We start from the raw sequence: 26,726 nt of genomic DNA on the forward strand, positions 1-26,726 counted from the left end.
GACGTTATCAGGCTAGATCGAACAGCAGCACTTCGCTGGCGTCGCTGCTGGTGAGCTCGACGTGCTCATCCGGCGTAAACGCAGCGGCATCGCCGGTGGTGAGCCGTTCGCCGTTCACCTCGATGGTCCCTTTCACCACATGTAGCCATGCGTAGCGTGAGGGCGGTGTCGTGAGGTGGTCCCCGGCGCTTAGCAGGCTGGCGTAAAGGTTGACGTCTTGGTTCACGCTCACCGAGCCATCACGGCCATCGGGGGAGAGGACCAAACGCCACTGGCCCTGCCGCTCGGCGCTGGGGAAGTGCTTCTGTTCGTAGCTGGGCCGAATGCCACGCTGGGCGGTTTCGATCCAGATTTGCAAAAAGTGAAGGCCGTTTTCCTGGGAGTGGTTGAACTCGCTGTGCAGGACGCCGGTACCCGCCGACATGCGCTGCACGTCGCCAGGGCGCATGACTTCGCCATTGCCCATGTTGTCTTTGTGCTCCATCTCGCCTTCGAGCACGTAGGAAATGATCTCCATATCCCGGTGGGGGTGGGCACCAAAGCCGTGGCCGGGTGCGACGCGATCTTCGTTGATCACCCGCAGCGCACGGAAGCCCATATGGTTGGGATCCATATAGTTGGCGAAGGAGAAGGTGTGGTAGGAGCGCAGCCAGCCGTGGTCCGCGTAGCCCCGCTCGTTGGAACGACGAATCTTCATGAAAGCACCTCAATGACGGAGTCGAGTTGCCGTCTACTATACGACCGAGTGTGTGCGTCGTGGGATGAAGCTTTCTCAATGATGGCGTCGAAATAATCGACGATTGACACGTCTTTGATCTGGGTCAGCCTCGCCGAGATGCGCCGAAGGCGCACTTTTTGCTATCATACGCGCGTTCATTTAACCCGGTCCGCCCTTTGCGAGGGCGACTACCAGGAGCACGCCATGACGACCCCGACCCCAACGCCGCCCATCGTGGTGGCGGCGCTGTACAAATTTGTTACTCTGAACGATTTCGAAGCGCTGCGCGAGCCGCTGCGTCAAACGATGGTCGATAACGACGTAAAAGGCACGCTGCTGCTCGCCAAAGAGGGCATCAACGGCACCGTGGCTGGGAGCCGCGAGGGCATCGACGCCCTGCTGGCCTGGCTGACCGCCGACCCGCGCCTGGCCGATATCGACCACAAAGAGTCGTTTTGTGACGAGCCGCCGTTCTATCGCACCAAAGTAAAGCTCAAAAAAGAGATCGTGACGCTGGGCGTGCCGGGTATCGACCCGAACGACACCGTGGGCACCTATGTCGAGCCAGAGCACTGGAACGCTATTATTTCCGACCCGGACGTACTGGTCATCGATACGCGCAACGACTACGAAGTGTCGATTGGCAGCTTCGAGGGGGCGATCGACCCAAAAACCACCACCTTCCGCGAGTTCCCGGAGTATGTCCGCGAGCACTACAATCCGGAACAGCATAAAAAAGTCGCCATGTTCTGCACCGGCGGTATCCGCTGCGAAAAAGCCTCCAGCTTTATGCTGAAAGAGGGCTTCGAAGAGGTCTACCACCTGAAAGGCGGCGTGTTGAACTATCTGGAAAAAGTACCGGAAGAGCAGTCGCTGTGGCGGGGCGAGTGCTTCGTGTTCGATAACCGAGTCACCGTGCGTCACGATCTTAGCGAAGGCGAGCACGAGCAGTGCCACGCCTGCCGGATGCCGATCTCCCAGGAGGATATGCAGTCGTCGGCCTACGAGCCAGGCATCAGCTGTCCCCACTGCATCGACTCGCTGCCCGAGAAAACCCGCGCCGCCGCCCGCGAGCGTCAGCGTCAGATCGAGCTGGCCAAAGCGCGCGGCGAACCTCACCCGCTGGGTTACAACCCTCGCCAGGACGCCCGCGAGAAGGCGTAACCCAGAGGTGGCCTGCCGCCGACCGGGAGGCCACTTTGGTCGTAGCGCGCCCTCGGCGGCCCCAGCAAGCGCTAGACTGGGTAGCCACATCTGCCCAGGAGCCTGCCATGTCGCCCACTCATGCATCCCCATCCAACGACTGCCTAATGCGCACCGCGCAGGAGGGCGTCGTCACCCTCACGCTCAACCAGCCCGAGCGCTTCAATGCGCTCTCAGAGGCGATGCTGGACGCGCTGCAAACGGCGCTGGATGACATTGCCCAAGACGATCGGGTGCGCTGTGTGGTGCTAGCGGCCAACGGCAAGGCGTTTTGTGCAGGCCACGATCTGAAGCAGATGCGCGCGAACCCCGACGAAGCATACTACCAAGCGCTCTTCGCGCGCTGTGGCCAGGTGATGCAAAGCATTGTTCATTGTCCTGTCCCTGTGATTGCCAAAGTACAGGGCATCGCGACCGCCGCCGGCTGCCAGCTCGTCGCCAGCTGCGACTTGGCCGTGGCCGCCAGCAGCGCCCGCTTTGCCGTCTCCGGCATTAACGTGGGCCTGTTTTGCTCGACGCCCGCCGTAGCGCTCTCGCGTAATGTTCCCCGTAAACGCGCCATGGAGATGCTATTGACCGGTGACTTCATTAGCGCCGACACCGCCGCCGAGTGGGGGCTGATCAATCGTGTTGCCGAAGAGGGCGAGCTAGACAGTGCCGTGGCGTCGCTAACGGCCAGCATTGGTGGTAAAAGCGCGGTGGCGGTGCGTACCGGCAAAGCGATGTTTGCCCGCCAGCTCGCTATGCCGCTGGAAGAGGCCTATGCCTTTGCGGGCGACACCATGGCGTGCAACATGCTGGCCGAGGATGTGGCAGAAGGCATCGATGCGTTTATCGAAAAGCGCGCGCCTCGCTGGCAGCATCGCTAGTACACGCTGCTAGCCATTGGTGGAATTTGTTTCCGTAAACGCGACAGCGCCCCCTGCGGCGCGTTATCCTGCTGGCTTTTTACGTATTGAGCGCCGTCAGGAGAGTAGTCAGGTGAGTGAAGCCAAGCGCAGATCAGTCGGACGTCCGGCGGGAGCCACGAAAGCGAGCGGAGGGCATAGCCAATCGTTGGTGCGTGGCCTCACGCTGCTCGAATACCTATCCGCTAGCCCGCTGGGCCTTGCACTCTCGGAGCTGGCGGAGATGGCCGACTTGGCCCCTTCGACCACCCATCGCCTGCTGCAAGCGCTACAAGGCCAGGGCTTCGTGACCCAGGAGAGTGACCAGGGCCTGTGGCGTATCGATGTCAAAACCTTCCGTATTGGTAACAGTTTTCTAGAGGCCCGCGACGTGGTGGCTAAAAGTCGCCCCTTTTTACGCCGCCTCACCGCGGAGACCGGTGAGACGGCCAATCTAGGTATTCGCGACGGGGCCACGGCGGTCTTTCTTGCTCAAAACGAGTCTCCGCAGATGATGCGCATGATTACGCGCTTGGGCTCCCGCGCCCCACTGCACGCCTCCGGCGTGGGCAAGGCGCTGCTAGCGTGGACGAGCGAAGAGGAGCGTAGTGCACTGCTGGAAGGCGGCTATGAGCTGGCACGCGTCACGGAGAACACCCTCTACCGAACGGACTCGCTGCAGACAGAAATGGCCGACATTCGTGCCCAGGGCTTTGCCTGTGATCGAGAAGAGCACGCCATTGGCCTGCACTGTGTGGCGGCCTGCATCTTCGATGAGCACGCCACGCCGCTGGCCGCCATCTCTGTCTCGGGCCCCATGGCGCGTATCCCCGAAGAGCGCCTGCTCGTGCTCGGTGCGCTAGTGCGCCAGGTCGCGTCAGAGATCACGCAACAGCTGGGGGGGCAGTTGCCCCGCTGAGCGAGAGAGGACGCGTAACGTGTTCAGCCTGTTTTGGGTGGCGCTGGCGAGCGCCACGCTGCTACCCGGTGGCTCGGAAGTGTGGCTGGCGCGGCTATGGTGTGTGGGCGAGCCTGCGCTGGCGTTGTGGGCTGTGGCTACCGTGGGTAACACGCTGGGCAGTTTGATCAATGTGGCCCTGGGCCGCTACGCTCGTCAGTTTCAAGATCGCCGCTGGTTTCCGGCGTCGCCTGAGGGGCTGGCCCGCGCCGAGCGCTGGTATCACCGCTTTGGTGAGGCGAGCCTGCTGCTGTCTTGGTTACCCGTGATTGGCGATCCGCTCACCGTGCTGGCAGGGGTGATGCGCCTTGCTTGGTGGCGGGCGATGTTGTGGATCGTATTGGCCAAAGGGGCGCGTTACGCTCTGTTGATCACCATGGCTCAGCAGTGGTTAGCCCCTTACTGCCACTGAAGGTTACCTTGTCTTATATGGCGCGCAAAAAACAGTCGCGTTAACGTCTCTTTCTTCGAGTCATGTTACGCTAGTCACTTTGGATCGAGCGTTATACAAAGCTTGCATTTCCATTGGATGCACTATCCTGTGTTTAACATTCTTAGGTTGAATTTTAACGAGGGCAGGATGGCAAATACTCACCCAAAAGGAGGTTATGGTGTGACGTCACTACGTTTACTCCCCTGGCTCAGCGTCTGGATGCTGGCGCTGTTCGCCATGCTGGCCGGGCCAGCCATGGCGCAAACCACGTTAAGCGCCGAGAGCGATGCGTCCGTCGCTGAAGAGCAGCCCTCTTATGCGGCGCTGGCCGACCTGCTGGAAGACGAGCAGGCCCGCCAGGAGCTCATTGAACTGCTGCGTAATCAAGCGTCTGAGTTGCCTGCTGGCGTTGCGGCCGAGCTGTCGCCGGAAGCCGCTGCCGCGGGGGGCAACGTAGCGCCCGAGGACGTCTCACTACCCCGCCAGTTGGCAGAGTTGACCAGCCGTGTAGTAGGTGATGTGGGCGGTCAGATCGAGCAGGCTGCGGCGATCGTCGGCAATATGTTCACCGGCCAAGGCACGGGCAGCAGCTTCGATATGGCGGCCTTCATGAGCGCAGCCATCAACCTGGGCATCGTGATCGTGGCGACCTTCGCCATTTTTATGGTGTTCCGCCGGTTGGCAAAATCATTGTTCACCAAAATCAGCGGCTGGTCACAGCAGGGCACGGGACTGACGCCGGTGCTACGTTTAGTGCTGTGTGTCGCGGTCGCCGCGGTCGTCGATATTCTTTTGATCGCCCTGGCGTACGTTGGCGGTAACTTGGTGGCCACCTTTGCCGTGGGAGAGACCGGTGAACTCTCTACCCGCGCGTCGCTCTTTTTAAATGCCTTCTTGATCATCGAACTGCTCAAAGCCGGTGTACGAATGCTCTTCTCCTCGCGTTACGAGGGTCTTCGCTTATTACCGATTTCAGCTCAAGAAGCCTCGTATTGGAACCGCTGGCTGGCGCGCCTGATTGGCATGGTGGGGTACGGCCTGATGGTCGTCGTGCCGCTGGTCAACTTCTATGTGGCCGCCACCCTGGGACAAGCGGTCGGCACGCTGATCATGCTGCTGGCGTTTATCTATGCGGTGGGCGTGGTGCTCAAAAACCGCGTGCGCCTGCGCGATAATCTAAATCAAATGAGCGCGCGCTCGACGCTGACGGCGAGCCGTGTGTCGCTGCAGCTGTTTGCCCGGACGTGGCACCTGTTTGCATTGATCTACTTCCTGATGGTGTTCGTGCTGACCCTGACCCGTCCAGGCGATGCGCTGCCCTTCGTACTTTACGCGACACTAAAAACCTTGGGGGCCGTGGTCGTAGGCCTGCTGCTCTCTGCGTTTCTGACGCAAACCATTGGCCGTCGTATCCAGCTCTCCGACGATCTGCGCCGCAAACTGCCGCTTTTGGAAGTGCGTTTGAATAGCTACGTGCCCAACGCGCTGCGCGTGCTGCGCACGGTGATCGTCGTCGCGGTAATCATGGTCGTGCTGGACGCCTGGGGAGCCTTTAACCTCGCCGCTTGGTATGCTTCCGAGCGTGGCGCCAACCTAGTGGGTAACCTGATCAGCGTGGCCGTCATTCTGATCGTGGCTCTCGGTGTCTGGCTGGGGCTGGCGAGCCTGATCGAGCACAAGCTCAACCCGGAAACCGGACATGGTGAGCCGTCGGCTCGCGCCAAAACGCTGCTGAGTTTATTCCGTAACGCGCTGGCAATTGCCATGGTGACCATCACCGGCATGATCGTGCTGTCGGAAATCGGCATCAACATCGGGCCGCTGATTGCCGGTGCCGGTGTGCTGGGTCTGGCGATTGGTTTTGGTGCGCAGAAGCTGGTGCAGGATGTGATCACCGGGGTGTTCATTCAAGTAGAGAACGCCATGAACACCGGCGACGTGGTCACCGTGGGCGGCGTGACCGGCACGGCCGAGCGTTTGAGTATCCGCTCGGTGGGCATTCGTGACCTGTCCGGTACCTACCATATCGTACCGTTCTCCAGCGTCGATACCGTCTCCAACTACATGCGTGAGTACGGCAACCATGTGGGCGAGTACGGCATTGGTTACAACGAAAGTATCGACGAGGCGATCGAGCAGCTACAGCTAGCCTTCGAAGATCTTAAAGCCAGCGAAGAGCATGGTCATAAACTGTTGGCGGACATGACCGTGGCGGGTGTCACCGCGCTGGCCGACAGCTCGGTCAATATCCGTGTCGTGATCAAGACCACGCCAGGCGATCAGTGGGCCGTGGGCCGCGCTTACAATCGTTTGGTCAAGCTGCGCTTCGACGCCGCGGGCATCGAGATTCCGTTCCCGCATACCACGCTCTACTTTGGCGAAACCAAAGGGGGCAAGACGCCGCCCGCCAACGTGCGTATTTTGGAGGCGAAAGCCGAGAAAAAACGGACCGAAACGGCGCCCTTGTCAGAGCGCAGCGAAGACGCACTACAGCATAACCCGGAGCATCACAAGCCGGATCATGACGATGTCGATGAGACCTAAGCATTGATATCGTGACCTACGAGAGGCCGCCTCCGGGCGGCCTCTTTGCGTTGGGTCAGCGGTCGCCGGGTTGGTTTTTGGAGTGATGGTTTTTGGGATGATAGTTCTCGGAGTGGCGACCTTCGAGGTTGATCGACTCGCCGCCGTCCACGAACAGGATTTGTCCGGCGACGAAGGCGTTGTCCAGTAGATAGTGCAAGGCTTGTACAAGGTGGGCTGGATCGCCCTGGTGATCCACCGGAATCCCGTCGATGCGCCACTGGATATAGTCGCTGGTGCGTTGAGAGGCGGGTAACACCACTCCCGGCGCAATACCGTTGATGCGCAGGCGTGGAGCAAACTCCAGCGCGGCCATCCGCGTCATCTCGGCCAAACTCTTTTTGGAGAGCAAGTAGGCCGCATACGGGTACTGGTGATAGGCCACCTTGTTATCGATGATGTTGATCACCTGGCCCTGCGCTACCGCATCGGCAAAATGGCGTGTGAGAAGCAGCGGGGTGAACATATTGACCCGAAATTGGGTCTCCAGCATTGCCAGCTCGGTCTTTGCGATGGGCGCGGGCTCGTAGGCCGAGGCGCTATTGAGCAGCACGTTCAAGCCGGGGAAGCGTGTTACCGCCTGTTGTATCAGGCTCTCCAGCGAGTCGCTCAGAAAGTTACAGGGTAGTATCTCGCACTCCCTCCCTTTGCCGCGAATCACCGTGGCGACCTCTTCAGCCTCCCCGCGTGAGCTGTTCACGTGCAGAGCAATATCGAAACCTTTGTCGGCCAAGGCTTCTGCAAAGTGGCGACCAAGCCGTGTGGCGCCGCCGGTGACGAGTGCCGCAGGTGTCGGCATGACGAATCCCTCGCTGTCGATAGGAAGTGAATGGTGGTGGAGCAATAACGAAGACTCTCTGCGTGAGCGCAGCGTTTGTCAATAACTTGTACAGAGCTTGAACAAAATGACCCACGTTCTACTCTGTGAAAACGCAGCCTGCTTGCGTCTATCGGCCTTTGGATGAGTGCATGGCCGTGTGAAAGCGTTTTGACCTCGTTACACCATCATCGGCTTATCTATGGAATGTCGCTATGTCATCAACGTCGTCGCATGCAACAACCGGCAGCATGCACCATGAGTGCGTGATCTCAGTGGGGTCCAATATCGAACCCGAACACCACTTTTCTCAAGCGCTGGAGATTTTGAGCAGCGAGTGCGAGCTGGTGGCCCGCTCGTCCGCCGTCCGTACGTCGCCGGTGGGCTTTCAACATCAGCCCGATTTTCTCAATGCCGCGCTGGTGGTGCGCACTGCGCTGGATCGGGACGCCTTCAAAGCCTATCTGAAAGAGGTCGAGGATCGCTTGGGACGGGTGCGCGGGCCGATCAAATCCGGTCCTCGAACCATGGATCTAGACATCGTGGCGTGGGACGGTGAAATCGTCGACGACGGTTACTTCAAGCATCAGTACGTGCGTGGCCCGGTCGATGCGGTATTGAGCGCCAGCGGGCGCTCCATAAGCGCAGGCCCCGTCTCGTAGCCCTGCCATCGCCAGCATGTGAGGTGTCGTCGATGCTGCAGGCCTCATGTTTTTTGGCCATTGGCCGATAACGATGCTAACGGCGCCTTCGCGCTTACCGTCGAGGTCACTTATGTGATCAGCCTTGCGACCAATATCACGTCGCTACTGGTAATGAACCATTTGCGTACGAGCCAACAAGCGATGCAGACCTCCATGGAGCGTCTGTCGTCTGGGCTGCGTATCAATAGCGCCAAAGACGACCCTGCGGGTCAGGCCATCGCTAATCGCATGGGCGCGCAGATCCGCGGCATGAACCAGGCGATCCGTAATACCAATGACGGAATTTCCATGGTGCAAACTGCCGAAGGTTCGCTGAACCTGATCAACGACAGCCTGCAGCGTATTCGCGAGTTGAGCGTTCAGGCGCTCAATGGCACCAATTCGTCAGACGATCTTGCCTCTATTCAGTTGGAAATCGACCAGCGCCTGGAGGAGATCGATCGCGTCGCTGGGCAGAGTAATTTTAACGGCATCAGGCTGGTCGAGAGCGATAAAACCCTCAACATTCAGGTGGGCGCCAACGCCGGAGATGTGATTGGCGTGCGCTTTTCGGGAATGGGGCGCCAGGCCTTGGGCATGGACGGTTTCAGCGTATTGGACGATGGCTCGGCCACGCCCAACCCGATGGATGTCGTGGATGAGGCCATGAAGCAGGTCGATCGTCAGCGTAGTTATTTTGGCGCGGTACAGAACCGTTTCGAGAGCGTCATCGACGGCCTCAATACCAACATCATCACCACCTCCGCCGCCCAGTCGCGTATCCAAGACGCCGACTACGCGCAAGAAGTCTCCAATCTGATTCGTGCCCAACTGCTACAACAGGTGGGTATCGCCATGCTGACCCGGGTCAACCAGCAGCCACAGCTGATTCTGCGGCTGCTGGAGGGGCTATAACGACGAGCCGCCGATCAGCGTTCGTCGATGATGCCCTGTTCCCGTGCCATGGCATAAGCCGCCTGCGGCCCGTTCCATAACGAAGGCAGCAGTATCAGCGACACCGGGATCGCGGTGATCACGATGAACTGCTGCAGCGCGCTGATTTGCCCTGCGCCCATGTACAGCAGCACGGCCGCCATCAGCGCCATGGCAATGCCCCAGAAAGCGCGCATGTAGGGACTGGGGGCATCGTGTCCCGCACCGACGACGGCAATGGCATAGCTCATCGAATCGCCGGTAGTGGCCACGAAAATCGTCGTTAGCAGCAGAATCGCCAGCGCCATCCAGGTGCCGCCGGGCAGCGCCTGGGCCACCGTGAGCGTCGCCACGTCGAATTGGAAGTTGTTGAGCGCTTCGCTGAGGTCGATCACACCGGTGAGCTGGTAATAGATGCCCGAACCGCCCAGCAGCGTAAACCACACGGTGGTGGCAATCGGGGCGAGCACCGCCACGGCCACGATCATCTCGCGAATGCTGCGGCCCCGTGAAATGCGCGCCACGAAGATCGCCATCAGCGGCGCATAGCCAATGAACCAGGCAAAGAAGAACACCGTCCACCACTGCATCCACCACGCCGGGGCGGTTTCAGCGGTCATCGTCGCCATGGTGAAAAACTCGCTGATATAGGCCCCCATACTGGACAGATAGGTATTGACCAAAAACAGCGTGGGGCCGAATACGATGATGACGGCGCCGATGGCCAGCGCCAGCAGCACGTTGAAACGGCTCAACAGCTGAATGCCCTTGTGGACGCCGCTCATGGAAGAGAGCACATAGATAACGCCCAATACGCCTAGGATGATGAGCTGGCCCGTGTAGCCCTCCGGCAGACCAAACAACTCATGCAAGCCAAAGCTCACCTGCGTGGCCAAAAAGCCGATGGGGCCGACCGTGCCCGCCACCAGAGCAATCACACAGCAGGCATCCACGATGCTGCCCAGCGGGCCACGCATCAAGCGCTCGCCCAACACCGGGTAGAGCAGCGTGCGCGGCTGAAGCGGCTGGCCTTTTACGTAGTGCGCATGGGCCAGCACCACGGCGGTGAGCGAGCCCAGCACGGCCCAGGCCATGAAGCCCCAGTGCATGAACGATTGACCCAACGCACCGGCAACGGCGTTGGCGGTGCCCGGTTCGGTATCGAACGCAGGCGGTGTCACGACGAAGTGATACACCGGCTCGCCTGCGGCAAAAAACACGCCGCCACCGGCTAGCAGGGTACACAGAATGATCGAAAGCCACTTGAACGTGCTCATTTCGGGTGCATCGAGGTTACCGATCTTGGCTTTCGCCGCGGGCGTCAACGCCACGCCCATCGCAATGAAAAACGTCAGTAACAGCAGGAGTTGGAAATAGCTGCCCAGGACGAGGGCCGTCCAGGCGAAGCCTGCGCTAATCGAGCTGGCGACTCGTTCGATGTCATAAAACGAGAGCCCAAGAAACGCCACGATAAAGCCGATGCTGAGCAGCAGCACGATAGGATCGCCGAGGGAGAAACGCGAAGACCCCTCGGCGTGTCGAGGAGGTTGGTTCATGATGAACACCTATGGATGGGAGTGGCAGGGAGAAATGCGGAAGCAGAACCACGAGTTTAACAAACCGCTGCGTGAGCCGACTTAACGGCCCAGGAGCATTGGATGCGATACCCGTCGTCGCCGCCCGTTTTCAGGACAAATTTTCAGGACAAAAAAAAGCGCCATTCAATGAATGGCGCGAGGACAGGAAACTGAGCACAGTGTACCGATGAATTAGACCAAAGTCTAACGATTAGAGCGGAAATGTTTAAAAATGGTGCGTGCCGCAAAGTGATTGCACCATTTTGAACGTTTACGGAGCGCCTTCCGCTATCGGCAGCCCTATAACGCTATGAAAAAATAGTAAAAATCGAAAAATGGCAGTATTGCTGCAACGGGCAGGGCATCATTGTATACAAGGTGCCTCACGCCATGACACAACGCCCTGGTTCTGCTTCACCCCGCTCAATCTCCAGCACGATCTCCAGCACGCTAGGCGGCTTAGCGCTATCGCTGCTGCCGATGGGCGCTCTGGCAGACATGACCCCTATCCGTTTCCAGCTCGACTGGCGATTCGAAGGCCCCGCTGCACCGTTCTTGATGGCGGCTGAAAAGGGCTATTTCGCCGAAGAAGGCCTGGACGTGCAGATCGATTCCGGCAGCGGCTCGGCAGGTGCGGTGAATCGGGTGGCGTCAGGCGCCTACGAAATGGGCTTTGGCGACCTGAACGCGTTGATCGAGTTCCTGGCCGAAAATCCCGAAGGCCCTGGCATCCAGGGGGTCTACATCGTCTATGACGGCACGCCAGCGGCGGTATTTGCCCGCAAAGAGAGCGGCATTGAAAGCCCCGCCGATCTTGCAGGCAAAACCATTGCCGCGCCCGCCTTCGATACCGGCTACCGCGCCTGGGGCATTTTCGCGGCTGCCAACGGGCTAGAAACCGATGCCGTGGAGTGGCAAAACGTCGACCCCACGCTACGGGAAACCCTGCTGACCCGTGGCGACGTAGATGCCATCACCGGGTTCTACTTCACCAGCCTGCTGAACCTGGAAGAGCGGGGAATGAGCGAAGAGGATCTGACCATCATGCCGTTCCCTGACTATGGCGTGCCGCTCTACGGCAACGCGATATTGGCTAGCGAAGCCTTTGCCCAAGACAATCCCGAGGCGGTTCAGGGATTTTTGCGTGCTTTTAACCGTGCGCTAGGAGAAACGCTGGCCGACCCAGACGCCGCCATCGAGTACGTGAAAAACCGCGATGGCTTGATCGATGTGGAGATGGAGACCCGCCGTTTGAAACTGGCGCTGGAGAGCGTGGTGGACACCCCGGATGCCCGCGAGTTTGGCGTAGGCGGCGTGGATGACGAGCGCTTGATGCAGGCGATTCAACTGGTCGCTGATGCCTATGATTTGCCGACGCTGCCGTCGCCCGATCAAGTGTTCGATTCCCGCTACCTGCCGCCGGTAGAAGAGCGCATGCTGCTATCGGAGACCGAGTGATGTCGGCAGCGTTTGTCCGTTTCGATGACGTAAGCCTGGCCTATGATGGCACCGGCAACGCCATCGAGGATATCAATCTCGCTATCCACGAAGGCGAGTTCGTCGCCTTCGTGGGGCCCTCCGGGTGCGGTAAATCCACCTTCATGAAGCTATGTACCGGGCTGCACGCGCCGACCCAGGGCAGCGTGCGCGTGGACGATGCACCCGTGACCGGACCGCTGAAGATCTCGGGCATGGCGTTTCAGAACGCCAATCTACTTCCCTGGCGTACTACCCTGGATAACGTGCTGCTGCCGCTGGAGATCGTCGAGCCGTATCGGCGGCAGTTTCGGCAGCGCCGCGAGGAGTTCAAAGGCTGGGCGCGGGCGTTGCTTGCCACGGTTGGCTTGGCCGAGCACGAAGATAAGTATCCCTGGCAGCTCTCGGGGGGTATGCAGCAGCGGGCCTCCATTTGCCGCGCGCTGATTCATCGGCCGCGCCTGCTGATGTTGGACGAGCCCTTTGGCGCGCTAGACGCTTTTACCCGCGAAGAGCTGTGGTGCGTGCTGCGGGACTTATGGGAAGCCCAGCGCTTTACCGTCGTGCTGGTGACCCACGATCTCCGCGAAGCCGCGTTCCTGGCCGACACGGTCTACGTCATGAGCCGCCGCCCCGGCCGCGTCATCGAACGGCGCCGTATCGAACTGCCTCGCCCGCGAGCGCTGGAAACCACCTACGAAAAGCCCTTTATCGACCTAGTGCAGGACTTACGCGCCCAGATTGGCGACGTGCGCAGCACCTAACGGATATGAACATGACCCATAACAGCAAGCTGATTGAACGGCTCGCGCCCTGGATCGCTGTGGCCGTTCTCGTGGCCGTCTGGGAAGCCTCCGTACGGCTCTTCAACGTACCGAGCTTCATTTTTCCCAGTGCGCTGGACACCCTGCATGCGCTGATGACGTATTCCGGGCCGATTGCCATGCACTCCTGGCAAACCTTTTGGACCACGCTGATTGGTTTTGGGTTGGGGGTCGTGGTGGGGCTGGTGCTGGGTTTCATCGTGGGATCGTCACGCTTTCTCTATAACGCCTGCTACCCGCTCTTGGTGGGTTTCAACGCCATCCCAAAAGTCGCGTTCGTGCCCATTCTGGTGGTTTGGTTTGGGATCGGTTCCGTGCCCGCCATCCTCACCGCGTTTTTGATCTGCTTCTTTCCCATCGTGGTGAACGTGGCGACGGGGCTGGCGACGCTGGAGCCGGAAATGGAGGACGTGTTGCGCGTATTGGGTGCGCGGCGTATCGACGTGCTGCTCAAGGTGGGCCTGCCGCGCTCGCTACCGTACTTTTTTGCTTCGCTAAAAATCGCCATCACCCTGGCGTTTGTGGGCACGGTGGTGTCGGAAACCGTGGCGTCTAACCAAGGCATTGGCTACTTGATGATGAGCGCTGGCTCACAGATGCGCATGGGCTTGGTGTTCGCCGGATTGCTGGTGATCAGCGCCATGGCGATGGTGATGTACGAGCTGTTCGCGCTGTTGGAAAAGCGCATGACCGGTTGGGCTCACCGAGGGCAGAACCGCTAGCAGCCACTGCTGTTTACCAGCTATATAGCAGCGAGGCGCTGGTGGTGGTATCGGTGCGCTCGCTGGCGTCTTCGGGCGGTTGAGAGTTGTGCTTCACTTCGTAAGAGAGTCGCAGCGACAGCTTGGCATTCAGCCGGGCAGTGAGAGAGGTCAGCGAGCGAGCGGTGGTGTTGGCTTCGGTGTACTCCACCGACATCTCCTGGGCGAGATCGGCGAATTCAGAGAATCGGTAGCGGTAATCCAGCGCGGTATAGGCGACGGCGAGCTGCTCGTTATCCGTATCTCGCAGGCGGTCGTTGCGATAGCCGGGCCCTGCTTCTAGCGATAGCGTATGGCGCTTACTCTCCAATAGCTGTCGCCCATAGCCGCCAATCACCGAGAGCTGCTGGTCGTAACCGGCAAAACGGTCCTTCTCCCAGCGGGCAAAGCCAAACAGGTAGTGCGGCCCGCTAAAGTCGTAGCGTTCACGCCCTGCGAGCAGATATTGCTCCGCGCTGGTTTCGCCATCCTTGCTGACGTTACGCACTTCCCCTCGCAGCGAATGGGTCAACTGACCGGTCAGCCAGGTCAGACGCGATTTGCCGATCAGTGTTTGGCTATCGGTGTTGCCCGACAGGTGGGTAAAGCCGAGCTCGGCGTCGCCGCTGAACACCGGCGAGTCCTCTTTGGGCGGTGGCGGAGCGTAGAACGGAAAGCTATGGCCCCGGTTGTCCACAGGAGCGTGGTGCCAAACATCAGGGAGCAAAATAGGTGTCGCACGACACTCCTCCTTGAGCGTAGAGTCGTTAAGAGGCTGCTATATAAGCACAGTGAGGCAGCAGCGCAACGACTAACGGCCATTAGGCGCTGCGTGCCATAATGACGCGGTCGCGCACCATGAGTTCCGTTATGACTGCTCCTCGCCCCCGAACACTGGCCGAATTACAGCGCTGGCGCCGCACTCGTGCCAAGCGCCGCTGGTACAAACGCAGTTTTCGCCTGCAAGTCATGATGCTGGTGGGGCTGCTGCTGGCGGGGATGTTGCTGGCCCAGGGCACGTATCTCAACCACCGCAAAGCCGAGATCATCACCCATCAAATGGGCGAGCGGGCGCTGGCGGTGGCCAAGACCGTGGCCGGGATGCCGCAGATCGTCAACGCGTTTGCGACGTCTGACCCCTCTGCCATCATTCAGCCGCTCGCCGAGCGCGTGCGCCATGAGACCGGCGCGCGCTATGTGGTGGTGGGCAATGCCCAGTCTATCCGCTACTCCCATCCCGTTCCCGAACGGATCGGCCAGCCCATGGTAGGCGGCGATAACGAGCAGGCGCTGATCTATGGCCAGTCCTATGTCTCGGAAGCGACCGGCACGCTCGGCACGGCCATGCGTGGCAAGACACCGGTATGGGACGAAGAGGGCAATATCATCGGCGTGGTATCGGTGGGCTTCATGCTCGAACGGGTCGATATGGACGTTGCCCGCTACACCAGTCTGGGCTGGGCCCTCGTGGCGCTCATGATCGTGTTGGGCTTCGCGGGTGCTTATTGGCTTTCACAGCATTTGAAGAAGATCATTTTAGGCTTGGAACCCTATGAAATCGCTCGCTTGGCCATGGAGAAAGAGGCCATTCTGCAGTCGATTCACGAAGGTATTCTTGCGGTGAATCGAGAGGGCCATATCACCCTGGTCAATCAGCAGGCACGGCGCTTTTTGGCGCTGCCCGACGAGCATGTGCTGTTAGGCCAGCCCATTCGGGAGGTGGTGCCCAACTCGCGGCTACTGGAAGTCTTGAAGCGCGGTGAGCAGGAGTTCGACCAGGAGATGTGGCTCGGCGATCATCCGGTGGTGGTCAACCGCGTGCCGATTGTGCATGAAGGCGAAATAGAGGGGGCCGTCGCTACCTTTCGCAGCCGTCGGGAGATCATCGACCTCTCTCAAGCGTTGACCCAGGCGAGCCGCGATGTGGACATGCTACGCGCCCAGGCCCATGAGTTTTCCAATAAGCTCTACACCATTTCGGGACTGCTGCAGCTTCAGCGCATCGAGGAGGCGCTGGCGCTAATTCACCAGGAAACCGAGCGTGCCCAGGCGCAAATGAGCTTTTTAATGCGCCACGTGGCGGATGCCGTACTGAGCGGTACACTGCTGGGCAAGCTCACCCGTGCCCGCGAGCTGGGCGTTGCGCTGGAGATCGACGAGCAGAGTTCGCTCTCCTGTCCGCTGACCCCAACGGGCCAGGAAGTGATGATGAGCGTGGTCGGCAATCTGTTGGATAACGCCTGCCACGCCGCCCTCAACGGGCCGCACGGTGACCAGCCCCAGGTGCGGCTATTCTTTACCGATCTTGGCGAGCAGTTGCTCATCGAAGTGGAAGATAACGGACCCGGCGTGCCCGCCGAGCATGCCGAGTCGATCTTCGTCGACGGGTTCTCCACCAAGACCGGCAAACACCGGGGTATTGGTCTCGCCCTGGTGGCCAGGCTTTGCCGTCAGCATGGCGGTGCGGTGACGCTGGAGGAGAGTGAGCTGGGGGGGGCGTGCTTCATCGCCGTGCTGGATCGCGCGCTATGCGCAGACTCCGCCAACTCTTCCCTGACTTCATGACGAGCACACGACGATAATAAGAGGACACCGCATGTCTACGACGCAATACGGCATTTTGGTCGTCGAAGACGATTTTCGCATTGCCGATATCCATCGCGCCTTCATCGAGCAGAGCGAAGGGTTTTACGTGGTCGGCATGGCGCGCAACGGCAGCGAAGCCAAGGCGCTAATGGCACAGCACGCCGCCGATATTCAGCTCATTTTGCTCGATGCCTACTTGCCCGACGTGGAGGGGCTCGAACTACTCTGGGCTATCCGACGGGATCATGTTCATGTGGACATCGTCATGGTCACCGCCGCCAAAGAGGTGGAAACCATCAGCGAAGCGCTGCGTGGCGGCGTGTTCGACTACCTGATCAAACCCATCGAAGCGACCCGCATGAACCAGATGCTGGCCCGCTTTCGCCGTGAGCGTGAGGCGCTGGCCAATCGCGCGGAAATGAGCCAGGACGAACTGGATCACGTGCTGTCCCGGATGACGCCCAGCGAGCCCACGCGCACGGCAAGCCGAACGCTGCCCAAAGGTATCGACCGCTTGACGCTGCGTCGGGTCGTAGACGCGCTGGCCTGCGAGTCCGATTCGCTCACGGCCATGCAGGTGGCGCGCACCATGGGGGCGAGCCGCTCGACGGCGCGTCGCTATTTGGAGTTTTTGGTCGCCGAGCAGGCCGTCAGTGCCGAGCTGGGCTATGGCGATGTAGGCCGTCCCGAGCGGCGCTATCGGCTATTGAGCGCCGCCAAAGGATGGCTGGAAACGCTATGAGCAGCACAGCGTGAACAAAATGAACAAAACGCACAAAAAGAACAGTTTGTCGTTAATGGCCATAAGCTTGTCGAGGAGGGTGGCACTCTTCTAACGTTCAGGGCGTAACCACACAAAGCTAATCATCGAGTGCCAAGCGCTGCTGGTTAGCCGTGCTTTTGGTTCGTTCGGCGCACACAACAAACCGCGCCCACCAAAACACCGTTTGAACAATAACGCCTGAACAAAAACGTGGAGAACGCCAATGACTACGCTTTCCTTGAAGCGCATCGCCGTGCTGGCCCTGCCGATGGCGGCCCTGGCCATGACGACCGCTGCCCAAGCGCAGGAGTGGACGCCGAGCAAGTCCATCGAATTCATCGCCCCCGCCAACCCCGGCGGCGGTTGGGATACGCTGGTACGCACCATGTCCCGCGTGATTCAGCAGGAGTCTCTGGCAGACGAAAGCTTCGCGGCCATCAACGTACCCGGCGGCGGCGGCGCAGTGGCGTGGGCCCAGGTCGCCCGTGATAGCGGCAACCCGCATAAACTGTTTGCCACCAGCCCGCCGATGATTCTGGTGCCGCTGGCAGGCGCTTCCCGCTATGACCACACCGACTTTACGCCGATCGCGCGAATCAATACCGATTACTCCATCATCCTGGTGGCGGCGGACTCCGAGTACCAAACCCTCGATGACCTGTTCGAAGCACTCAAAGCCAACCCCGGCCTGAGCGTAGGCGGCGGCAGTGCGCCTGGCTCCATGGATCACATTTCAATGGCGGGCCTGGCCTCGGCAGCGGGAATGGAAGCGTCTGCAGTGAACTACATTCCGTTCTCCGGCGGTGGCGATGCCATGACCAACCTGATGGGCGGCCACATCGAAGCGGTGATCGGCGGTGCCGGTGAAGCGGTGGGTCAGTTAGGCGAAGGCAGCCAACTGCGTGCGCTGGGCGTCTCCTCCGAAGAGCGTCTGGGCGGCGGCTTGGCCGACGTGCCCACCTACCAAGAGCAGGGCTACGACTACACCTTCGACATTTGGCGCGGTGTGATGGGCGCGCCAGAAATGCCGGAAGAGGCGGTCGAATATTACGAAACGCTGTTTGCTGACATGCTCGAAACCGACGCATGGCGCGAAGCCAGCGACCAGCTGGGCTGGATCGATGCGTACCAGAATAGCGAAGAGTTCGGCGCCTTTCTGGATGAGCAGCAAGAGCAGTTCAGCAGCGTGCTGACCGACCTGGGCCTGCTGCGCCAATAAGCGCCAACACCCGTTAGCGATACGCCGGCGGCCAAGCGCCGCCGGATGCGTCTATCTGTTACCGCGAGAGCCAGCGCGTCAGCGCTGGTGTCTTCGGAGAAATCCCAATGACTCGATTGAATATCAACCAGTGGCTAGCGCTCGTGCTGGCGCTAGTGGCGGCTGTTTACTTGGCCATGGCCTGGCAAATTCCGACGTTCCCTCTGCCGCGCCCAGTGGATTCGGACCTCTTCCCCAAAGTGCTGGGTGTGTCGCTGCTGATTCTGGCTGCGCTACTGTTTTTCGAGAAGCCGAGTGCCATCGCTGGGGCCGATGAGATCGACCATGAGGCCACCCGAGGTCCGCTCCTATTCACTCCCTGGGCACGCGTCATCGTGACGGCACTGGCCATTGCCGCCTATGCCTTCTTGCTGGTGCCGCTGGGTTTCGTGCTGGCCTCCACGCTGCTGAGCGTGGGGTTGACCGCCTATTACGGCTATCGACGCCATGGCGTCAACCTGGCGGCGTCGCTGGGCGTGGTACTGGCCCTTTACCTGACCATGACGCGGGTAATGGATGTTTATCTGCCCACCGGCTTACTGCCGTTCTAAGCAGGTGTGCAAGCGCACGCTTAGCAGGCTTTAACGAGAGACACTCCCATGGATGCCTTGAACAATCTGATGTACGGCTTTGGCATCGCGCTAGAGCCCATCAATATCGCCTACGTATTTGCCGGTGTGTTTGCCGGTACCATCATCGGCATGCTGCCCGGCCTAGGGCCGATCAGCGCGCTGGCCCTGATGATTCCGATTACCTTTGCCATGGAGCCCTCCTCCGGGTTGATTCTGATGGCCGGGGTCTACTACGGCGCCATCTTCGGCGGCTCGACCTCCTCCATCCTACTCAACGCCCCGGGCGTGGCGGGCACGGTGGCTACCTCCTTCGATGGCTACCCGATGGCCAAGCAGGGCATGGCGGGTAAGGCGCTGGCCATTGCCGCTTACGCCTCCTTCATCGGCGGCACGGTGTCGGTGATCTTTTTGATGCTGGTGGCCCCGCTGCTTTCCAAAGTGGCGGTGAGCTTTGGCCCGGCTGAGTACTTCGCCCTGATGGTGCTGGGCTTGACGGCGGTCGTATCACTGTCGGACAAGTCGCTGGTCAAAGGCCTGATTGCGGCGGTCGTCGGCGTGATGATTTCGATCGTCGGGATCGACACGCAAACCGGCACCGAGCGCTTTACCTTCGACTCGATCCAGCTGCTCGACGGGATCGACTTCCTGGTCGTGGCGCTGGGTATCTTCGCCCTGGCGGAAGTGTTCTACATGCTGCTACGCGGCGGCGGTGGTAAAGAAGTGCCACGCAACGTGATCGGCTCGCTGAAGCTGAGCCGTGGCGAAGTGAAGAAGATCGCTGGCCCCATCAGCCGCAGCTCCGTACTGGGCTTCTTTACCGGCGTATTGCCGGGGGCGGGCGCCACCATTGGCTCCTTCCTGGGCTATAGCATGGAGAAGCGCCTGGCGAAAGATGGCGACACCTTTGGTCAAGGCAACATCAAAGGCGTGGCCGCGCCGGAAGCGGCCAACAACGCCGCGTGTACCGGCTCGTTCGTACCGCTGCTGACGCTGGGGGTGCCGGGGTCCGGCACGACGGCGGTGCTGTTGGGCGCGCTGCTGGTGATGGGCGTCACGCCTGGCCCGATGATGCTGGAGCAGCGCCCAGACGTGTTCTGGGGCGTGATTGCCAGTATGTACATCGGCAACATCTTCCTGCTGGTACTCAACCTGCCGCTGATTCCGCTGATCGCCAAAATCCTCGACCTGCCGCGCCCGCTGCTGCTGTCGATGATCCTGATCTTCTGCATGATCGGCGTTTACGGCATGAGCTTCAGCGTGTTCGATCTGCTGCTGCTACTGGGCTTTGGCCTGTTGGGCTTGGGTATGCGTCTGTTTGGCTTCCCCACCGCGCCGCTGATTCTGGCGCTGATCCTCGGCAACATCATGGAAGAGTCCATGCGCCGGGCGCTGCAGATCTCCGGCGGTGACTGGACCACCTTCATCGACAAGCCCATCTCGCTGGCGCTACTGGTGATTGCGGTGCTGTCGCTGGGGCTGCCGCTGCTCAAAAAGCGGCGCAACAAAGCGGCCACCGCTGCTAACTGACCCGCTATGGCGGAACCCTAAAGCGTCCTCGCGTCTGCGAGGACGCTTTTTTTTATGCTATATCACCGCCTGTGGTGCAAAGCATCTTGTTGGTGCATGACAACCGTGCATGCGCGCTACTGTATTGCGCTATTTTGGTGCTAAGTGGCCTGGAGCATGTTTTTTGTATACGGCTAAGTGGTTGATTGTGTTTTTAATCATGGTCTTTGTTCCACATTGGCGCACCCCTTGCAGTGTGTAGAGCGACGTGTGAAGAACGAGCAGCAACTCGCTACCCACGAGTGGACGCACCAAGTGCTCCGTCGCCTCGATAACGACAACGCTTGGCCGCGGTACCCCAAACACGAGCCCCAACCATAAGGGGCGCAAGGAGGTTCAAGTGACCACACTGCAGCGCAAGACACACCCTCGTACCCTTAGCCGTTTCGCTACTGCCTTGATCACCGCCGCCGTTATAAGCGCGAGCGCCCAAGCGGTCGCCCAAGATGACGACCCCATCAAAGTCGGTATTCTGCACTCGCTCTCTGGCACCATGGCCATCAGTGAATCCACCCTGAAAGACACCGTGGAAATGCTCATCGAGCAGCAGAACGAGGCCGGTGGCCTGTTGGGCCGTCAGATAGAGGCCGTGGTGGTCGACCCTGCGTCCAATTGGCCGCTGTTTGCCGAACGCGCCCGTGAGCTGCTGGCCCAGGAAGAGGTGGATGTGATCTTCGGCAACTGGACCTCCGTCTCCCGTAAAGCGGTGCTGCCTGTGGTCGAAGAGCTCAACGGCCTGCTGTTCTACCCGGTGCAGTACGAGGGCGAAGAGTCGTCGGAAAACGTCTTCTACACCGGGGCTGCCCCTAATCAGCAGGCCATTCCTGCCGTGGAGTATTTGATCAACGAAGTGGGCATCGAGCGCTTCGCGCTGATCGGTACCGACTATGTCTACCCGCGCACCACCAACCGCATCTTAGAAGCCTTCCTGAAAGATGAGCACGGTGTGGCGGAAGAGGACATCATGGTCAACTACACGCCCTTCGGCCACTCGGATTGGCAGAACATCGTCTCCGAAATCCGCCGCTTTGGCGAAGAGGGTAAGCCCACCGCCGTGATCTCTACCATTAACGGCGACGCCAACGTGCCGTTCTACCGCGAGCTGGCTAACCAGGGTATCGACGCCGCCGACATTCCGGTCATCGCCTTCTCGGTGGGCGAGCAGGAACTGTCCGGTATCGATACCGCGCCGTTGGTGGGCCACCTGGCCGCCTGGAACTACTTCATGAGCGTGGATACCGACGCCAACTACGACTTCATCGATGCCTGGATCGAGCATACCGGTGACGAGATGTCGGTGACCAACGACCCCATGGAAGCGCACTACATCGGTTTCAACATGTGGGCCGAAGCGGTGCGTAAAGCGGGTACCACCGACGTGGACGCGGTGAAAGACGCGATTATCGGCGTGACCGTGCCGAACCTCTCCGGCGGCTATGCGGCGATGATGCCCAACCACCACATCACCAAACCAGTGCTGATTGGTGAAGTTCAGGATAACGGGCAGTTCGATATCGTTTGGCAAACGCCCTCTACCGTGGCCGGTGATGCGTGGTCGGACTACCTACCGGGCTCCCGCGACCTGATCGCCGATTGGCGCAAGCCCATGGAGTGCGGCAACTTCAACGTTGTGAACGGCTCGTGCGGGGGTAGCACCGCCGCAGAAGAAGCCGAAGCAGCGCTCGCCGAATAACGCTCGCCGGGCAATCCTTGCCCCTACTGTGCCTGTTTATCGGTGCAGTAGGGGAGCACGCTATCTCCCCTCTTCGATCACCAAAGGAAGAACCCCATGAGGCGTTTCCTTTCCTTGGGGCTACTGTGTCTGATGCTACTCGGCACCGCCTTGACGGCGCAGGCACAAAGCAGCTCCTCGACCCCCGATGACCAAGCAGCCCTCGCGCTGTTGACAGCGCTGGATGTGGACTCCTACCGCGATAAAGGCGACGCCATTACCGCCATTTTGCAAAGCGACGACGAGCGCGCCCGCGACTGGCTGCAGGCGCTGCTGGATGGCCGCCTGCAGCGCACCGACGATGGCCGCTTCGTGCTGGTGCTGGATAATCGCGGCCGCGACTGGCCGGTGGCCGATGCGCTGACCAACGAGCCGCTGGGCGACATGTCTCGCCGCGACTTGGACCGCATCGGCATCAACAATGCGCTGCGTAACCAGCTGCGTAGCGCCATTGCCGTGGTGGATCTCTACTCCCCCAACGTCGAGCGCCGCCGCACCTCCGCCGACCGTCTGCTGGGTGAAGTGGACGGCGAGCTTGCCGAGACGTTGGCACCGGTGATTGCCGACGCAGAAGATGAGTACGTGCGCACACGCTTGGCGCAAGCGGTGGCGATATACCGCGCGGAACAGGGTGAGATGGCAGGCGTAGAAGCCCTCACCGGCAGCCTACACCCGCGAGCTCGCGTGGCGCTGGGCCGTGCGGCGAACAGCGACGACGCTGTTGTTGCCGATGCAGCAACAGCGGCGCTGGCTGGCATTGAGCAGCAACTCAAGATCAACCGCGGCCTGGAGACGCTCTACTTCGGCTTGAGCCTGGGCTCGGTGCTGGTGCTGGCAGCCATTGGCCTGGCGATTACCTTTGGCGTTATGGGCGTGATCAACATGGCCCACGGCGAGCTGATGATGCTGGGCGCTTACACCACTTGGATGATGCAGCAGCTGCTGCCGGGCCAGCCGGGGCTGGCGCTGATTCTATCGATTCCGGCGGGCTTTATGGTGGCCGCCCTGGTAGGCATTGCCATCGAGCGGGGTGTGATTCAGTTCCTCAAAGGCCGCCCGCTGGAAACCTTGCTGGCCACCTTCGGTATCAGCTTGATTCTTCAGCAGCTGGTGCGCACGGTCATTTCACCGCTCAACCGCACCGTGGTGACGCCGGAGTGGATGAGCGGCTCGCTGGTGATCAACGACGCGCTCTCGCTGACCCTCAACCGTATGTACGTGCTGGGCTTTGCGCTGGTGGTGTTTGCCGCGCTGATGCTGATCATGCGCCGCACCCGACTAGGACTCGAAGTGCGTGCCGTCACCCAGAACCGCGCCATGGCACGCTCCATGGGCATTCGTGCCACTCGCGTGGACATCATGACGTTTGCGCTGGGCTCGGGCGTGGCGGGGTTGGCGGGCGTGGCGCTCTCCCAGCTCACCAACGTGGGACCCAACCTCGGCCAGAACTACATCATCGATTCGTTCATGGTGGTGGTATTCGGCGGCGTGGGTAACCTGTGGGGCACGCTGGTGGCGGGGCTCTCGCTGGGCGTGATCAATCAGGTGCTGGAGCCCTGGGCCGGTGCCGTGTTGGCCAAGATCATCGTGCTGGTGTTCATCATTCTATTCATTCAAAAACGCCCGCGTGGACTCTTCCCGCAGAAGGGCCGGGCTGCGGAGGGCTAAGTGATGACGATGCAATCGACGTCTAGTCAATTCTGGCTGACACGCCCGTTCGGTGAGCGGGCCACGCAACTTTTCCTCGGCGTCCTGTTGAGCGCCCTGGTGCTGGTCACCGTGCTGCATTTGGCGGTGCCCCAGGGGCATCCGCTGCATGTGAACGCTTACACCGTCAACCTGTTCGGTAAGTACCTGAGCTACGCGCTGCTCGCGGTGGCGGTGGATTTGGTGTGGGGCTATTTGGGCATCTTGAGCCTGGGCCACGGGGCGTTTTTCGCCATTGGCGGCTACGCCATGGGCATGTATCTGATGCGCCAAATCGGTGACCGAGGCACCTACGGCCATCCGGTCCTGCCGGACTTCATGGTGTTCCTCAACTGGGACAGCCTGCCCTGGTACTGGCACGGCTTCGACATGGCCTGGTTCGCCTTTGCCATGGTGCTACTGGCACCGGGGATGCTGGCGCTGGTGTTCGGCTTTTTGGCCTTCCGATCGCGGGTCACGGGGGTGTATCTCTCGATCATCACCCAGGCGCTCACCTTTGCCCTGATGCTGGCCTTCTTCCGCAACGAGATGGGCTTTGGCGGCAATAACGGCCTGACCGATTTCCGCGAGCTGCTGGGCTTCAACCTGCGTAGCGACGCCACCCGCTTGGGGCTATTCATTGCCACCGGCGTGGCGCTGGCGCTGGGCTATATCCTCTGCCGCGCCATCGTCACCAGCAAGCTGGGCCGGGTCTGTGTGGCCACGCGGGATGCCGAGGCGCGCACGCGTTTCATAGGCTATCGCGTCGAGCGCTTCCAGCTCTTCGTGTTCGTGGTCTCGGCCATGCTGGCAGGCCTTGCCGGGGCGCTTTATGTACCGCAGGTGGGTATCATCAACCCCAGCGAGTTCTCGCCGCTGTTCTCCATCGAAATCGTGCTGTGGGTGGCGTTGGGTGGCCGGGCCACGCTGTACGGCGCGGTGATCGGCGCGATTTTGGTCAACTACGCCAAAACCATTTTCACCGGCATCATGCCCGACGCCTGGCTGTTCGCCCTGGGTGCGCTGTTCGTGCTGGTCACGGTGCTGCTGCCGAAAGGTGTAGCGGGGCTGTTAGGCCACCTAAAGCGCCGTAAAGAGGAGGATCACCCACCCAAGGAGGCCACCGCATGAGCCTATTACAATCGCTAAAAGCGCGGGATAGGGTGTTCGATTTCATGGCGACCCAGTCCTCGCCGGTCGACGTGCGCCACGGCCCGATTCTGTATATGGAAGACGTCACCGTCAGCTTCGATGGCTTCAAGGCGATCAACAACTTGAACTTGACCATCGACGACGGCGAGCTGCGCTGCATCATCGGCCCCAACGGGGCCGGTAAAACCACCATGATGGATATCATCACCGGCAAGACGCGGCCTACCGAGGGCAGCGTGTGGTTCGGCAGCCGCCACAACCTGCTGCAAATGAACGAGCCAGACATTGCTAGCCTCGGCATTGGCCGTAAGTTCCAGAAGCCCACGGTGTTCGAAGCGCTCAGCGTGTTCGAGAACCTGGAGCTGGCGATGGCCGCTGACAAGCGCATCTTCCCCACGCTGACCGCCCGCATGACTGGGGAGATCAAAGACCGCATCGACGACGTGCTGGAAACCATCGGCCTGACCGAGCTGCGCTTTCAGCCCGCCGGGATCCTCTCCCACGGCCAAAAACAGTGGCTGGAGATCGGCATGCTGTTGATGCAGCGCCCGCGTCTGCTGTTGGTGGATGAGCCGGTGGCGGGCATGACCGAGCAGGAGATGGAGCGCACCGCCGAGCTGCTCACCGGCTTGGCGGGCAAGCAGTCGGTGGTGGTGGTAGAGCACGACATGGGCTTCGTGCGCTCGATTGCGCGCAAGGTGACCGTGCTGCACCAGGGCAGCGTGCTGGCCGAGGGCAGCATGGATCAGGTCTCCAACGACCCTAAAGTGGTCGAGGTGTATCTAGGGTCGGATGAAGAGGAGAGCGCCTGATGCTAGCCATTGAAAAGCTCAACCAGTTCTACGGCGAGAGCCACACCTTGTGGGACTTAGACCTAGACGTGCCCGCCGGGCAGTGCACCTGCGTGATGGGCCGCAACGGGGTGGGTAAAACCACCCTGATGAAAGCCATCATGGGCGAAGTCGCGGTGAAAAGTGGCCAGCTGCGCTACCAGGGCGACGGCAGCGAGATCGAACTCACCAAAAAAGCCGTGGAAGCGCGCTCGCGACTGGGCATCGGCTTCGTGCCACAGGGGCGGCAGATATTCCCGCTGCTCACGGTGGAGGAGAACCTGCGCACCGGCTTGGCCGCCCGAGGCGACGGGCTGAAGAAAATTCCCGAGCGCATCTACGAGCTATTTCCAGTGCTCAAGGAGATGAAGCACCGCCGTGGCGGTGACCTATCCGGCGGGCAACAGCAGCAGCTTGCCATTGGCCGCGCGCTGGTGATCGAACCGAAGCTGCTGATTCTGGACGAGCCCGGCGAGGGCATTCAGCCCAATATCGTCGCCCAAATCGGCCAGGTGATTCGCCAACTGATCAAAGAGGACGGCCTGACGGTGCTGCTGGTCGAGCAAAAGCTGCCCTTTGCCCGCAAATACGCCGATCGCTTCGTCATCATGGACCGCGGCCGTCCGGTGGCCAAAGGCGAGATCAGCGAACTCTCCAACGAGCTGATCAAGCAGCATTTGACGGTTTGAGTTATCCACACCCCCTTTAACCTTTCTTTTCCTGTTTACTGAGCACACTCTAATAGCCCT

The 26,726-nt window shown here is 60.5% G+C and carries 24 protein-coding genes; 20 read left to right on the top strand and 4 right to left on the bottom strand.

Features of this window, described 5'->3' with window-relative positions; translation table 11 throughout:
• Positions 1-7 precede the first annotated feature (7 nt).
• A complete protein-coding gene (locus MHM85_RS09720) occupies positions 8-697 on the bottom strand; it encodes a pirin family protein (RefSeq protein ID WP_139525984.1) in 690 nt (229 codons plus the stop codon).
• Positions 698-922: 225 nt separating this feature from the next.
• Between MHM85_RS09720 and MHM85_RS09725 the strand changes: the two genes are divergently transcribed.
• The 5 genes from MHM85_RS09725 to ybiO all read left to right on the top strand — a co-directional run bounded on the left by MHM85_RS09725 (position 923) and on the right by ybiO (position 6,743).
• Entirely contained in the window at positions 923-1,882 is a 960-nt protein-coding gene (locus MHM85_RS09725; protein WP_139525983.1) for a rhodanese-related sulfurtransferase, read from the top strand.
• A 107-nt stretch (positions 1,883-1,989) separates the two neighbouring features.
• Positions 1,990-2,790 (top strand): enoyl-CoA hydratase, encoded by an 801-nt coding sequence (locus MHM85_RS09730; RefSeq protein WP_139525982.1) that lies wholly within the window; start codon positions 1,990-1,992, stop codon positions 2,788-2,790.
• 112 nt (positions 2,791-2,902) lie between these two features.
• Positions 2,903-3,727, top strand: coding sequence for an IclR family transcriptional regulator C-terminal domain-containing protein (locus MHM85_RS09735; RefSeq protein WP_139525981.1), 825 nt, complete (start codon positions 2,903-2,905; stop codon positions 3,725-3,727).
• Between the two features lie 19 nt (positions 3,728-3,746).
• Positions 3,747-4,178 (top strand): YqaA family protein, encoded by a 432-nt coding sequence (locus MHM85_RS09740; protein ID WP_139525980.1) that lies wholly within the window; start codon positions 3,747-3,749, stop codon positions 4,176-4,178.
• A 201-nt stretch (positions 4,179-4,379) separates the two neighbouring features.
• The gene (ybiO, locus tag MHM85_RS09745; RefSeq protein ID WP_139525979.1) at positions 4,380-6,743 is read left to right on the top strand and encodes a mechanosensitive channel protein; all 2,364 of its coding nucleotides are present in this window, start codon (positions 4,380-4,382) and stop codon (positions 6,741-6,743) included.
• Positions 6,744-6,798: 55 nt separating this feature from the next.
• Here ybiO and MHM85_RS09750 read toward each other — a convergent pair whose 3' ends face one another.
• Complete coding sequence (locus tag MHM85_RS09750; RefSeq protein ID WP_139525978.1) at positions 6,799-7,581, bottom strand: SDR family oxidoreductase; 783 nt, start codon at positions 7,579-7,581, stop codon at positions 6,799-6,801.
• Positions 7,582-7,814: 233 nt separating this feature from the next.
• Between MHM85_RS09750 and folK the strand changes: the two genes are divergently transcribed.
• The gene (folK, locus tag MHM85_RS09755) at positions 7,815-8,261 is read left to right on the top strand and encodes a 2-amino-4-hydroxy-6-hydroxymethyldihydropteridine diphosphokinase (RefSeq protein ID WP_168444476.1); all 447 of its coding nucleotides are present in this window, start codon (positions 7,815-7,817) and stop codon (positions 8,259-8,261) included.
• 114 nt (positions 8,262-8,375) lie between these two features.
• On the top strand, positions 8,376-9,197 hold the full coding sequence (locus MHM85_RS09760) for a flagellin (RefSeq protein WP_139526241.1): 822 nt from the start codon (positions 8,376-8,378) through the stop codon (positions 9,195-9,197).
• 14 nt (positions 9,198-9,211) lie between these two features.
• Here MHM85_RS09760 and MHM85_RS09765 read toward each other — a convergent pair whose 3' ends face one another.
• On the bottom strand, positions 9,212-10,771 hold the full coding sequence (locus MHM85_RS09765) for a BCCT family transporter (protein ID WP_139525977.1): 1,560 nt from the start codon (positions 10,769-10,771) through the stop codon (positions 9,212-9,214).
• 411 nt (positions 10,772-11,182) lie between these two features.
• Between MHM85_RS09765 and MHM85_RS09770 the strand changes: the two genes are divergently transcribed.
• From MHM85_RS09770 to MHM85_RS09780, 3 genes are read left to right on the top strand one after another with little or no spacing between them, the layout of a single operon-like run.
• Positions 11,183-12,250 carry an ABC transporter substrate-binding protein gene (locus MHM85_RS09770; RefSeq protein ID WP_139525976.1) on the top strand — a complete coding sequence of 356 codons (1,068 nt, stop codon included), beginning with the start codon at positions 11,183-11,185 and terminating at the stop codon, positions 12,248-12,250.
• Positions 12,250-13,032, top strand: coding sequence for an ABC transporter ATP-binding protein (locus MHM85_RS09775; RefSeq protein WP_153843744.1), 783 nt, complete (start codon positions 12,250-12,252; stop codon positions 13,030-13,032). Before MHM85_RS09770 ends, MHM85_RS09775 begins: the two co-directional genes overlap by 1 nt.
• Before the next feature lie 11 nt (positions 13,033-13,043).
• Positions 13,044-13,814, top strand: a complete 771-nt coding sequence (locus MHM85_RS09780; RefSeq protein ID WP_239285800.1) for an ABC transporter permease — start codon at positions 13,044-13,046, stop codon at positions 13,812-13,814.
• Positions 13,815-13,827: 13 nt separating this feature from the next.
• Here MHM85_RS09780 and MHM85_RS09785 read toward each other — a convergent pair whose 3' ends face one another.
• On the bottom strand, positions 13,828-14,466 hold the full coding sequence (locus tag MHM85_RS09785) for a DUF481 domain-containing protein (protein ID WP_343218332.1): 639 nt from the start codon (positions 14,464-14,466) through the stop codon (positions 13,828-13,830).
• Positions 14,467-14,702: 236 nt separating this feature from the next.
• Here MHM85_RS09785 and MHM85_RS09790 point away from each other — a divergent pair, with 236 nt between their 5' ends.
• The 10 genes from MHM85_RS09790 (at position 14,703) to urtE (ending at position 26,666) form a co-directional block, all read left to right on the top strand.
• Positions 14,703-16,397, top strand: a complete 1,695-nt coding sequence (locus tag MHM85_RS09790; RefSeq protein ID WP_139525973.1) for a sensor histidine kinase — start codon at positions 14,703-14,705, stop codon at positions 16,395-16,397.
• Between the two features lie 31 nt (positions 16,398-16,428).
• Positions 16,429-17,160: a response regulator gene (locus tag MHM85_RS09795; RefSeq protein WP_139525972.1), complete on the top strand. Its 732-nt coding sequence runs from the start codon at positions 16,429-16,431 to the stop codon at positions 17,158-17,160.
• Positions 17,161-17,404: 244 nt separating this feature from the next.
• Positions 17,405-18,400 (top strand): tripartite tricarboxylate transporter substrate binding protein, encoded by a 996-nt coding sequence (locus MHM85_RS09800; RefSeq protein WP_139525971.1) that lies wholly within the window; start codon positions 17,405-17,407, stop codon positions 18,398-18,400.
• A gap of 107 nt (positions 18,401-18,507) precedes the next feature.
• Positions 18,508-18,990: a tripartite tricarboxylate transporter TctB family protein gene (locus MHM85_RS09805; protein ID WP_139525970.1), complete on the top strand. Its 483-nt coding sequence runs from the start codon at positions 18,508-18,510 to the stop codon at positions 18,988-18,990.
• 48 nt (positions 18,991-19,038) lie between these two features.
• Positions 19,039-20,538: a tripartite tricarboxylate transporter permease gene (locus MHM85_RS09810; protein WP_139525969.1), complete on the top strand. Its 1,500-nt coding sequence runs from the start codon at positions 19,039-19,041 to the stop codon at positions 20,536-20,538.
• A gap of 379 nt (positions 20,539-20,917) precedes the next feature.
• Positions 20,918-22,270: an urea ABC transporter substrate-binding protein gene (gene urtA, locus MHM85_RS09815; RefSeq protein ID WP_139525968.1), complete on the top strand. Its 1,353-nt coding sequence runs from the start codon at positions 20,918-20,920 to the stop codon at positions 22,268-22,270.
• A gap of 96 nt (positions 22,271-22,366) precedes the next feature.
• The gene (gene urtB, locus MHM85_RS09820) at positions 22,367-23,977 is read left to right on the top strand and encodes an urea ABC transporter permease subunit UrtB (protein ID WP_139525967.1); all 1,611 of its coding nucleotides are present in this window, start codon (positions 22,367-22,369) and stop codon (positions 23,975-23,977) included.
• Between the two features lie 3 nt (positions 23,978-23,980).
• On the top strand, positions 23,981-25,126 hold the full coding sequence (gene urtC / locus MHM85_RS09825) for an urea ABC transporter permease subunit UrtC (protein ID WP_139526239.1): 1,146 nt from the start codon (positions 23,981-23,983) through the stop codon (positions 25,124-25,126).
• A complete protein-coding gene (gene urtD, locus MHM85_RS09830; RefSeq protein ID WP_139525966.1) occupies positions 25,123-25,959 on the top strand; it encodes an urea ABC transporter ATP-binding protein UrtD in 837 nt (278 codons plus the stop codon). Before urtC ends, urtD begins: the two co-directional genes overlap by 4 nt.
• Entirely contained in the window at positions 25,959-26,666 is a 708-nt protein-coding gene (gene urtE, locus MHM85_RS09835; protein WP_139525965.1) for an urea ABC transporter ATP-binding subunit UrtE, read from the top strand. Before urtD ends, urtE begins: the two co-directional genes overlap by 1 nt.
• Positions 26,667-26,726: the final 60 nt, after the last annotated feature.

The sequence above is a fragment of the Halomonas sp. McD50-4 genome (assembly GCF_022348135.1).
Taxonomy (GTDB): domain Bacteria; phylum Pseudomonadota; class Gammaproteobacteria; order Pseudomonadales; family Halomonadaceae; genus Vreelandella; species Vreelandella piezotolerans.